Genomic DNA, 11,914 nt, shown 5'->3' with positions numbered 1-11,914 from the left:
TTGCACGACCCACAGCCACCCGCTGACGCTGACCACCGGAGAGTTCTTTTGGCCGACGGTCCAGATACTCCGTGATACCCAGGATCTCAGATGCATTGGTCACGCGCTCCTTGATCTCAGCTGCAGGTTCCCTAACTCATTCAAGTCAATTCAAAACCATGCTTAATTTTTAGCATGGATCGATTTTCATATTCCACAACATTACTCCACCGCACTGGAAAACCACCCATCACTGGGACAGCCTGTTACTATGGAAAAACAGATTTGGGTCCTTTCAGTATTCAGGATGACCCCTGGTTATTTGGTGATGAAAGTGGAACCCTTTACAGTGGAAAATTTATTAAAGCCACTGAAAATAGCTGGACCTTCATGGCTTTTGAAAACTATGCGAAAAATGGTGAATTTATTGGTAGGATCACCAATCCGTTCAGGGTCAAAAAGGCATATCCTATTTAGACATCGAATGTAGAGTATGACACAAAAAAAAGCGATACATTGAGCTTCGAGCTCCGTATCTGGAAATAGTATTATTCATTCCACTTTTCGGGTTCATAGTGAGGGGTTCTACTGGCAGACCTCTAAAAACCCGGTAGGTCGCCGCCAGATCCATACTGCGCAGAAAAAAATACCGAACGCCATCCTGAGCTTGTCTAGCCGACAGGTCTTCAGCAATTTGTCCATCCATTCAGTCATTTTGAAGATCCACGACCACCAAAGAGTGGGTTGGCTGGTCGATTTTCAAATAGGGTTTCATCGTTCTTTATTAAGCTGGCCTGAGATAGCCGTATGCATCAGGAGTCATCATCTTGCAGCAGTGTAAGTTCTTTTGCCACGAAGACATCCATCTTCGCTGGAAGAGCTACGCCGGACAAGCAAAGGCTCAAAGAGCCATTCAGGGAATTTGTAGAACATAGTGCCTTAGTGACTTTGTGGCTAATATGTAAAATATACTTACGGATAACATGGGCCGGTTTAATATCGTGCTTTCTTATTGTAGGGTAGCAATTTCCAGAGTGCTGGAATAATCACTAAAACTGCCATCACGGAGATCAAATGACATAAGGGGTATATAGCTATTCATATCCCGAAAATAACAAAGATCAATTTTTGTGATTGGAAACAAACCCAATGATTCCCGGCTAAATGGGTCCAAGGTCCTCTTTATGTGCTTAAGATCTTCTCGAGGTGCTTGGACAAAGTAAGCCAGACTGACATGCCCCAAAAATGATCTTTCATCCACTCCCAAACCTGCCTTGAGACATTTTTCCAAATCCAGGCAACACTCCAAATCAGCTGCTGTTTCGAACTGGGCCAGCATTAGCAAACTAGCATCTGCACCAAGGCCGGTTAACTGGCAGGACAGTTTGGGATACAACCCCAATTGGGGAAATGCCTCACGGGCAGAGCTGATCACTCTTTCCACAAGTTGCAGGGGAGGTGGGTTTGGTGCTGCAACTATATCACACAGGGTCATATGAAATGACAGAGGGTTCAGAAAGCTGAATATGGAATCTAATCCAGCCAATTCCAGCGCTGTTCTATGACGGTTTTGAAAATCGCATAATCTCTGGTGCAACGCTGATTCTGGATCTATAAATGCCACCACCGTCAAACCGTAAAAAGATTTGGCAACTCCTGATGGATAAAACTTCTGGTTCAGATCGCCAAGAAATTCACTGGGAAATTCACCCTTGAAATCTTCTAGTCTCCAAGAATTTAATCTGGTTTGATAGTTTGCAAGAACACGATCCATCTAGGGTCTCCATGGGTTTACAATTAATGCTGGTCAAATTTCATAGAGTTTATCTTATAATGGTCAGTCCAAATATTTGGAACTTCGTATAAAACGTGCTGAAGATAAGAAGCCAATCAGGCATCTCAAGAGAAAGACTTTTATACTAAAGAATGCACATCGTTGACACACCGCTCTGTCATGATCCTGAAGCAACGCTTTTGCGCAATTTATGATAAAAATATCGAATAGATAAAAAGCCTGATCAATATTCAAGGTGACATGTTCAATGAGATCCTTGTTGGATATTTCATAATGACTGTTATGTGCTTTTGGATACTATTTACCTAGTAACATATAATACTTATATTAATAAATGTTATTGGCATAAGTTTTGTTACATCAAACGCCGATGAATGGAGTAATTACATACAACATTTTAATATCTGGGAAACCTTATGTCTGATAAATCAGATCAGCCCACCAATCGCTGGCTCCACCATGTCTGGCAGTCACACACCTATAACAAACGCCAGCAGTTAAAAACTGGAACCTACCTCAAATCATTCTGTCCTCATTGCCAGGCAGAACTAACCCATGACAGTGTTTTGACGCTTGAGGTGATTAATAGCGCCGGAGATAAAGCCACTGTCGATTTGAGTCCTTATCTTAATGATTTCAGCCGCAAGACAAAGATGGAGTTGCCTGAAGGTGAACAGGTATATGATGTTCTCTGCACCTATTGCCACAAAACATTAATTGTTGAAGGACTTACATGTGAACGTGGCGATTCACGTGTGGCCAGTTTTTTGGTTGGGATCGGAAATGTCAGGGTTCCATTCTATATCTGCACTCGCGAGGGATGTCACTGGCATGCCATTTCCCCAGATGATAGCATACAGATCCAATTGGAAGATAGCAATGAGTGGTAACTACTGGATGCGATGGTCAAAGTCCTACGGCTTGATCCTGCTGACCGGTTTAGCCGGCTTGATTGCTTTGACGGGATATTCGAACCAACCTGATCCAACACAGGGTGAACGTTTCTACCTACGTAATTCCGGTGGCGATGTTCTCTTTGATCACCAAACACACAAAGATCAAACAGAAGGGTGTGAAACGTGTCATCACAACCTGTTCAACGCTGATTTCGCTACCGAATGCTTCGACTGTCATGATGAAGATATGATGGTGGAAGATTTTACACATGCTGAGATGAAAGAAATCGAGGATCATGAATGTTTTTTTTGTCATGAATTACATGAGGATCGTGAAGCAACCAATTGTCGTCAATGTCACCCCACATCGGAGCCGGAATACCCAACTGAGACGAACTGTGCCAGTTGCCATGATTCAGATTACTCAAGAGAGATGTTGTCTCATGAGGAAATGTTGGAAACCCACGAAGATGATTGTGCCGGATGTCATCATTTACAAACACTAAGTTCAATTTATCATCTTCAATGTGTTGGATGCCATGAACAGGAAGTTGTTAAAATTGCTGGGAAATGCGCCACAGAGTGGGAGTGTAGCGCCTGTCATCTCAAATAGATGATCTAACAAAATAACGATATGATACAGGAAAATATTCAATGATACGACGGAATTCATTTTTATCCCTGTTCAATAATTTACCGGTTGCAGGTGTCTGTAATGAAGAGATCATAGAAATACCTGATCCGGATCATGTGGTACTGCCATTGGAATATTCCCAACGAGAACTGTACATACCCCGGGTTAAAATCGGTGATCATGTGCGACAGTACCAAATCATTGCCACCAACAGCATAAATGTTTGTTTGCATGCACCCATATCCGGAAAAGTACTGGATATAAAACCTGTCTGGTCAGAGTATGCCAGGCATGTTCCCGCAATTTGCATTGAAAAAGGGGTCGGAGACCCTTTGTCATCTGATGATATTTTTGAACAATACGGGGTTTCACGGAAAGGTGCTTTACCGGATGATCAATTAAAAGCAATGGGAATCTTCCCACCCTGGCTACCAACAAAACAAACAGAACCGGATACAAATCCCACTCCCCTGGACAAAATCAAACAGGTTGTGGTTGTGGGAATGGATGAAGAGCCAAGTATCTGTGTGCAGCATCAACTATTGATCCGGAATCTTGATAAAGTCAGTCAGGGGTTTAACTATTTGAACCTGTTGATGCCCAAAGCCCAACAATCCCTCTTGATTAATCGCCAGATGTTACCGGAAATTCGGCAAGCACTACCAAAAAGCATCCAACTGAAATCTATCTCTGCTTATTACCCCGCGCGGATTCTGGATCTGTTAATTCCACAATTGACAAACATCAAGTTTGACTTGGATCGAGATTATGTTACCCAGGGCGTGATGGTGATCACCGTGGAAAAGCTACTGGCAATGCTGACCGCATTCATTGATGATATACCCTTTACTCACAAATATTTAACCGTAAGCCAAAGAGATCCATTATTTCAAAAAACGGTGAGAATAATTCATGGTGCATCCATCCGATCAATTCTCGAATCGTTGGAGCTTGATGCTGATATACCGGATCGGATTATCGCCGGAGGTCCCATGAAGGGAATGGCTCAGTTCAATAATCTGACACCCATGACCCGATCCAGCAATGGTATTCATCTCATGTATGGCAATGAGGCAATCAATAACGATGGCAGCACCTGCATCAATTGCGGGCGCTGTGTCCGCATCTGTCCCATGCACTTACAGGTGCATCTTATTGCTCGAAATGTAGAGTTTGAATGCTTTACAGAGGCAACAGCGTATCACCCACAGTCCTGTATCGAATGTGGTTTATGCGATTACGTATGCCCGGCTCAACGACCGTTGGTGCAGATGGTTCAATTAGCTAACAAATATGGAAATCAGGAAAATGAACACAAACCACAAACTGCATGTAGCATCGAATCCCCACTGGAAGAGTGGGAACAGCATTGTGCGACAGCAACATCAGTGGATCATAGCTTTACTGCCCATAATTAGTGCCAGCCTGTACCGATATGGTGCTGATGCATTGAATGTGCTATGTCTCTGCCTTTTCACATCAGTACTATTTGATGCTGGTACAAATCTGATTATAAAGAGCAAAGACAACACATCGAATTGGACGAGTGTACCCATGGCTATTCTTCTCGCAGTGCTGTTGCCCGTTGGTACTCCCTGGTGGATGGTTGTCATTGGTAGTGGCCTCATGATCATTCTTGGGAAAAAACTGTTTGGTGGAATAGGTGCTTATCCTGTACATCCAGTTCTGTTGAGTTATGCCATGCTGCAGATATCGTGGCCAGCAACTTTCAAACACACCGGAGCAGTATTGGCATATGACTGGAATATCTCTATGGTGAGTCCATTGCAGATGATCAAAACACTTGGAGCCAGCGCTGAAACAATATTCAGCTGGCAGGATATGCTGTTGGGGAACCAGGTTGCCGGTCTTGGTAATGGCTTGGTCCTGTTCGTGTTGATCGGGGGAATCTTGTTGCTATTGATGCGTACCATCACTTGGCATATTCCCGTGGCATTTATAATAGGCGTGGTCTGCATGGGCGGTCTGTTGCGTTTGGTAGATCCACAATGTACGGCTACACCGATTTTTCATCTTCTGTCAGCAAGCACTTTGTTGGGAGCATTTTTTCTGGCTCCAGAGCCAACCACATCACCAGTAAATTCACTGCCCATGATCATGTATGGGCTGTTGGGCGGCGCTCTGTTAGTTCTGATACGAACATTTTCCATTCATCTCGACGGAATCGCATTCACAATTTTACTGATAAACATGGTATATCCACTGCTGGATAGGATCACACCAGCAGTACGTGGACTGGAAGTGGCAGATCATGCGTGAAATTGCACATCTCGTTCTAGTCTTGGGAATGATCTGCGGCATATCTGCCGGAAGTTTGGAATCCATACGCACGGTTCTAAGTGACCGAATAGAATTACAGAATGATCTGTATATCAGGGGGCCAGCTCTGGAACGTTTATTCAAACAACCGGCAAAAGATATCCTGAATAATAAATTGATTGTTGAAACCGAGACCGGATCGGTAACTGTTTTCTATACAACAGACAATACTGATCTGCGGGAATTGGCTCTGGAAGTAAGCGGAAAAGGTGGCTATGGTGGCGACATCAGCATCCTGCTGGGTGTGGATATGACCACACGGAAATTGTTAGGGATTGAGATAATCCAGCATAAGGAAACACCTGGCCTGGGGTCAAGGATCGAAAAACCGGCCTTCCGTAAACAATGGCAAAATTTGCCTCTACATGTTCCACCCCGGCTAAAAGCCAACGGGGGCACAATTGATGGTATTACTGGTGCCACTTTTTCCACGAATGCCATCTTAAATGGTTCACAGACAGCTCTTACTTTCTTGGAGCAATATGAAAATCAGATAAAACGAACCATCTTAGACAAGAGCGCTGACCTAGAGCCAATCTCATTAAATATTTGAAGGTACCAATATGTCCCGATTCTTATCAGTATTAACCCACGGATTCTGGAAGGATTTGCCACCTTTCCGACTGGTTCTTGGACTATGCCCTGCCTTAGCGGTTACCGCTTCAGCCAACAATGGTCTGGGAATGGGTCTATCAGTTACCTTTGTGCTGATTTTCTCAAATCTGATCATTTCACTGATGAGGAAACTGATCCCCGATAAAGTCCGTATTGCCAGCTATATCGTAATTATCGCCACATTGGTGGTAATGGTTGAAATGATACTTCAAGCCTTTTTCTTCGGTTTATCTCAACAACTTGGAATCTATATACCACTCATTGTGGTCAATTGCATCATTTTGGGTCGAGCAGAAGCCTTTGCATCTCGAAACCCTGTTTTTTTATCAGCGGTGGATGGTTTCAGTGTGGGGTTGGGATTTACGCTATCCCTCACTTTGGTCGGTAGTATCCGGGAAATCTTAGGAACCGGAACCTGGTTTGGTTTACAGGTAATGGGATCAGCATATCAACCTTTTGAGTTTATGGTAAAGGCACCGGGAGCATTTATCTGTCTAGGATTGCTTCTGGGACTCATGAATGCTTATAGCAGGTATCGTGGTGAAAATGTGCTCCAAAGCTAAATTGAAACCTATAGAAAATATCTGATTATGATCCTAGCGTCTATCACAACCTATCTGAGGCAACTTTCATGGACTTGATTCTTCTGGCAATAAGCGCAATATTTGTAAACAATATTCTCCTTGCTCAATACCTGGGAAATTGTCCGTTTTGCGGCGTTTCCAAAAAATTGTCAACATCTGTAGGAATGGGTGCTGCAGTTATATTTGTGGCAACAATGGCATCTGTATTTACCTGGGCTGTGTACCACTGTGTCCTTGTTCCCTACGACTTGAAGTTTATACAAACCTTGGTCTTTATTCTTATCATTGCTTCACTCGTTCAGTTTGTAGAAATTTTTCTCAAAAAATTCAGTAAGCCACTCTACAATGCATTAGGCATTTATCTACCGCTAATCACGACCAATTGTGCCGTCATGGGAATTGCGTTACTAAACGTTAAGTATGAATTTGGATTCTGGGAGATGCTAATCTTTTCAATAGCCAGTGCTTCTGGATTTACACTGGCAATCATCCTTTTTGCTACTATTCGTGAGCGATTATTCATAGCCCCAGTCCCCCATTTCATGAAAGGCACTGCGATTGCGTTGGTGACAGCAGGTATCATGTCATTGTCGTTTATGGGGTTTGCCGGCATGGTAAAATAAAGAAACTCAAATGAATGAATCATACAGATTGGATAAAACAATATGTTAATACCGATCATGGTAATGTCAGGGGTAGGAACTGTCGCAGCAATTGGACTCGGGATTGCCAGTCGCATATTTCATGTGGAAGAAGACCCACGAATAAAATATGTCATGGATTTACTACCTGGAGCCAATTGTGGGGGATGCGGTTATGCCGGTTGTAGTGCTTGTGCCGAAGCAATAGTCAATGGCGAAGCACCCGTTAATATTTGTGTAGTCGGTCAGGCTGAGGTGGCCACTGCAGTTGCGGAATATTTGGGGATAAGCGCAATGAGTACAGAACCTCAGATAGCTGTTCCGGATTGTTCAGGTGGTAACCGCGCGACAAAAAAATATGACTATTCCGGATTCACAGACTGCCGTGCTGCTATGCTGTATTACAGAGGACCCATTAACTGTGATCACGGTTGCATTGGACTAGGTACCTGTGTTAGTGCCTGTAAATTTGGGGCTATTCAAATGGGTCCTGATAACTTGCCTCTATTCGATCCTGAACGTTGTGTCGGATGCGGAGAATGTGTTCGTGCGTGCCCGAAAGGGATTATATCCATTATTTCAGAGAAGAGTAAGATCCTGCATTGGAACCAATTTACTGAATGTCTGGCTCCCTGTCGTCAGAAGTGTGCGGCTCAAATTAATATTCCAAAGTATATTCACTTTATCAAAGAAGGGAAATATGCTGAAGCTTTGTTAACAATTAAGGAACGGAACCCCCTTCCCCTGGTATGTGGACGAGTATGCCCAGAACCATGTGCTCTGGCATGTCGCCGCAGCATTGGTGATGAGCCGATCGCTATCAATTATTTAAAACGTTTTGCAGCTGATTGGGAAATGTCTACGGGAGTTCATTTGCCTGTACCTATTTCGCCACCAACCGGTAAAAAAGTAGCGGTCATCGGTAGCGGACCAGCGGGACTCACTGCTGCATATTTCCTGTGCCGATTGGGGCATGAAGTGGAAATCTTTGAGCGTCAACCGGAGCTGGGTGGGATGCTCCGATATGGTATCCCGGAATACCGCTTACCCAAGAAAGTTCTGGATTGGGAGATTCAGGGCATCTTGGAGCTTGGTATTAAAGTTACAACCAAGGTCGAATTTGGGAAGGATTTCAACCTTGATTTTCTACAAGCTGAAGGATTTCAGGCAACGATCATAACAGTTGGAGCCTGGGCTGAACATCAATTGACGATTGAAGGAAGCGATCTGAATGGAGTTTACAGCGGCATCAAATTTCTGGAAAACTTTCATAAGGATGAAACTCCCATTGCAGGAAAACAGGTTATTGTCATCGGGGGTGGTAATACGGCTATGGATGCTGCCCGCTCATCGCTTCGTTTAGGATCAGAAAAAGTAACCATCGTTTATCGACGATCCAGAGATGAAATGCCGGCTAATCCTGCCGAAATCATTGCAGCCGAAGAGGAGGGAATCGTATTTCGGTTTCTGAGCGCGCCCAATCGGATCATTGGTGAATCCGGCAATGTTAAAGGGCTGGAAATACTGTCTATGGAACTTGGAGAACCAGATCCGGATGGTCGGCGTAGGCCTGTTCCCATCGCAGGATCTGAAGCTGTTTTGGATTGTGATACCATCATTCAGGCTATTGGTCAATTCCCAGATATGACGTTTAACCTCAAAGATGGTCTACCGTTGCTAAAAGAAACAAGGTGGCATACTATTGATGCTGAGGAGAGTACGCTACAAACGAACATACCCAACATTTTTACAGCCGGTGATTGTTTCACTGGTCCGGGGCTGGCAGTTGAAGCTATTGCTGCAGGACGATATGCGGCTCGATCCGCCCACTACTACATCACAGAGGAGCAAATACCACCCATCCGTGACCAGCAAAGAAATTTCATTTCAGGGTCTTTGCATGAATCAATTATGGATATTCATGCCACTCCAAGGGTACATGAACCGATCATCGCCTTGCAGGATCGGCTTGGGACATTCAATGAGGTTGAAGGTACAATTGATGAAAAGGCTGCTCAATATGAAGCATCTCGGTGTTTAAATTGCGGGGTTTTCTGCTATACAGAAGACAAGACAGCATTAAAAGAGGCCTCTTGACTACCATTTACTTGGTAAATTATACCAATTGTGCTTCCAAATGACACTACAAGTTTAATTGGTATTACTCTAAAATTCTCATCCAATCAGAAATACGCAAATCCAGGTTCCAGGCACCACCACGCTGCACTACTTTTATCAGGATATCATTTTTGCCCGTTTTTACGGGGACCAACAACACATCCTGGCAAGCTCTTAGTCCCCGGCCCACCTCTTTCCGATGAACTTCAACGCCATTTACCCACACAACTGGATCGTCATCAGTTCCCAAAAGGAGCAATACTTCACCGGCTTTTTTCGTGACCACTTCCGCATAAGCATAGGCTACCAGATTACTTGAAGCGTACTCAGGAACAGCTAAAGCGTCAATTAGATCAATGTATGATCCAGTGGTAGGGTGTTTTTTCCAACCAATTTCGCCACCGGTTCTGAATTCAACACTCCTTGATAAGTCAAGTTCAACTTCAGGAGCATAAATGGTTGAAAGCCCCTGCCCATCCGACGCATCGAAGGGACCAATAAGATACCAATTCCTAATTGTACGAGAATTAAATATATCCAATTCTAAAAGTTGGCACATAAGCTTTGGAGCATAAGAAAGTTGCTTGGATGGAAGTCGCCTCATAATAGCCATCCATTCTTCCAAGTTATTAAAATCTTCAAAAAGAAAATAAAAGGGATAGATTCGATATTTATTCAGGTCGCTGGGATACTTTTTTAAAAATGTTTTCAGCTTAGGCAAAATACGTTTATCCCGGGTACGAAAGCTCCGTTTTCCCAGCTCGACCATTACATCAGAAGCAAATTCGCTATCGGCGTAATAATTGAGAAAAAAGAACAGCGGAGACAAATCATCAGAAGTAGATGAAACAGCCTTTTTGTAGGCAGCTTCTTCAATTGAAAACTGTAAATCCTGATTTCGAAACCCAAGAGATTTCTGATATGGTCTGGACCTGATAATATTACGGGTAGCGTTATCCGCGGCCAGGTGCAACGAGAGTTCAGGGGTTGGCATGAAGTGTTTCTTGTCGACCTGCGCCTTAAGTCGTATCTTGAGTTTTTCACCGGGATTTATCGTAAACTCATTATTATTTTGATCAAATATCCAACTATCAGTGGCCCGCCATTGGTATTTCACGGAAACTGGCATATAAAAATTTGTTTCCATCGTGAGGGTTGTGTCAAAGAAAACGATCCCCTTTTTATTCTCCCTTGGAAAAAGCCCTCCCAACTGCTTATTCAGGTCTTGCTCCAATTCAAACAACCCATATTCCACAAAACTGGCGGCTGAATGGTCCTGGTTTTTATTCAGAATAATTGCATCAAATATTTGATTATTCTCATCAATAGCACGAATTTCAAGTTCATCCTCCGTCACATCAATGAGTAAAAAATGATACAGACTGCGATCATAGGCTGAATATGGTCGAGAAATTGTGGGATAGAGTGATGCCCCTCCCCCAGCTGTGGTTATGTGAACAACTCCCTGTTGCTTTTCCGACATTCGTCCAATTGGAAATGTACGGTGGTAGTAATGATCATGCCCGGTAAGCACAAGATCAACGCCATGCTCCATAAACAAAGATTGCCACTCATGTTGATATTTTTGAACAGGCCGGTACGGATGCGTATGAAAAAGTGGATGATGAAAGACCACTATAATCCATGGGCTCTTATTTTTCTTTAAATCCTCACGCATGAACTGATATTGCTCAGATTCCGGGTCGGTGGGAACACTGGTATCCAGACCAATAATATGCACGGATCCATAGTCCACAGACCACCATGGCTTTTGATTGTGCAGGGGGAAATATTTATAGTAATAAGGTGATTCCTGCTCGTGATTACCAAGTACTGGATAGAGTGGAATATTCCGCAGGAGGTTTTCCATGGGTTTAAAAAGATAAGTATTCCATTCCTTCAGATTTCTTCCATTGGCCACGAGATCTCCTGTATGAAGCACGATTCCCGGGTCTTTGTCAACAATCATGTTGGAGATTTTTTTGCTCATGACCAAATCGCTACGTGAATCACCGACAACTGCAATACGCAAGGATGTCTGGTCATCTGCAGGTGCAGTTCTAAATTTTCCCCGTGTCGTTTTGCCCTTTTTCCAGATACACTGATAGTAATATGTCTGGTTTGGCTTAAGGTTCTCCAGCCCAATCTGATGCAGGGTTTGAGGCTCATCATCCACAGATGATTGAGTCAGTATCCGTGGATTTGTACTAAAACGAACCTTTCCAATAGTTGCCAATTCGGTTTCCCATAGGATGGTGATTGTTGTCAACTGAGCATCCTGTAAATACGGTCCACGAACCAGATCATTCGCT

11 protein-coding genes and 1 pseudogene are annotated in these 11,914 nt (G+C 43.6%); 9 read left to right on the top strand and 3 right to left on the bottom strand.

The window, feature by feature from the left end:
- Window positions 1–121: pseudogene (locus U9Q77_08470) on the bottom strand (sugar ABC transporter ATP-binding protein).
- Window positions 122–174: 53 nt separating this feature from the next.
- Here U9Q77_08470 and U9Q77_08465 point away from each other — a divergent pair.
- Window positions 175–456 (top strand): hypothetical protein, encoded by a 282-nt coding sequence (locus U9Q77_08465; GenBank protein MEA3287394.1) that lies wholly within the window; start codon window positions 175–177, stop codon window positions 454–456.
- A gap of 532 nt (window positions 457–988) precedes the next feature.
- On the opposite strand, the gene U9Q77_08460 is transcribed toward U9Q77_08465, so the two are convergent.
- On the bottom strand, window positions 989–1,753 hold the full coding sequence (locus U9Q77_08460) for a DUF1868 domain-containing protein (GenBank protein ID MEA3287393.1): 765 nt from the start codon (window positions 1,751–1,753) through the stop codon (window positions 989–991).
- A 437-nt stretch (window positions 1,754–2,190) separates the two neighbouring features.
- Here U9Q77_08460 and U9Q77_08455 point away from each other — a divergent pair, with 437 nt between their 5' ends.
- The 8 genes from U9Q77_08455 (at window position 2,191) to U9Q77_08420 (ending at window position 9,581) form a co-directional block, all read left to right on the top strand.
- Window positions 2,191–2,664: a hypothetical protein gene (locus U9Q77_08455; protein ID MEA3287392.1), complete on the top strand. Its 474-nt coding sequence runs from the start codon at window positions 2,191–2,193 to the stop codon at window positions 2,662–2,664.
- Complete coding sequence (locus U9Q77_08450; protein MEA3287391.1) at window positions 2,654–3,283, top strand: cytochrome c3 family protein; 630 nt, start codon at window positions 2,654–2,656, stop codon at window positions 3,281–3,283. Before U9Q77_08455 ends, U9Q77_08450 begins: the two co-directional genes overlap by 11 nt.
- Window positions 3,284–3,324: 41 nt before the next feature.
- A complete protein-coding gene (locus U9Q77_08445; protein ID MEA3287390.1) occupies window positions 3,325–4,722 on the top strand; it encodes a 4Fe-4S dicluster domain-containing protein in 1,398 nt (465 codons plus the stop codon).
- On the top strand, window positions 4,613–5,584 hold the full coding sequence (locus U9Q77_08440; GenBank protein ID MEA3287389.1) for an RnfABCDGE type electron transport complex subunit D: 972 nt from the start codon (window positions 4,613–4,615) through the stop codon (window positions 5,582–5,584). The genes U9Q77_08445 and U9Q77_08440 overlap by 110 nt, the downstream gene beginning before the upstream one ends.
- A complete protein-coding gene (locus U9Q77_08435; GenBank protein ID MEA3287388.1) occupies window positions 5,577–6,197 on the top strand; it encodes an FMN-binding protein in 621 nt (206 codons plus the stop codon). The genes U9Q77_08440 and U9Q77_08435 overlap by 8 nt, the downstream gene beginning before the upstream one ends.
- A gap of 10 nt (window positions 6,198–6,207) precedes the next feature.
- Entirely contained in the window at window positions 6,208–6,822 is a 615-nt protein-coding gene (locus U9Q77_08430) for an electron transport complex subunit E (GenBank protein ID MEA3287387.1), read from the top strand.
- Window positions 6,823–6,890: 68 nt separating this feature from the next.
- Window positions 6,891–7,466 (top strand): RnfABCDGE type electron transport complex subunit A, encoded by a 576-nt coding sequence (locus tag U9Q77_08425; GenBank protein ID MEA3287386.1) that lies wholly within the window; start codon window positions 6,891–6,893, stop codon window positions 7,464–7,466.
- A gap of 42 nt (window positions 7,467–7,508) precedes the next feature.
- Window positions 7,509–9,581: an FAD-dependent oxidoreductase gene (locus U9Q77_08420; GenBank protein ID MEA3287385.1), complete on the top strand. Its 2,073-nt coding sequence runs from the start codon at window positions 7,509–7,511 to the stop codon at window positions 9,579–9,581.
- 64 nt (window positions 9,582–9,645) lie between these two features.
- On the opposite strand, the gene U9Q77_08415 is transcribed toward U9Q77_08420, so the two are convergent.
- The coding region (locus U9Q77_08415; protein ID MEA3287384.1) for a metallophosphoesterase family protein at window positions 9,646–11,914 on the bottom strand (2,269 nt) is incomplete at its 5' end.

The sequence above is a fragment of the Candidatus Neomarinimicrobiota bacterium genome (assembly GCA_034716895.1).
Taxonomy (GTDB): domain Bacteria; phylum Fidelibacterota; class UBA8477; order UBA8477; family JABMPR01; genus JABMPR01.
This window is presented reverse-complemented; position numbering and strand designations above follow the sequence as displayed.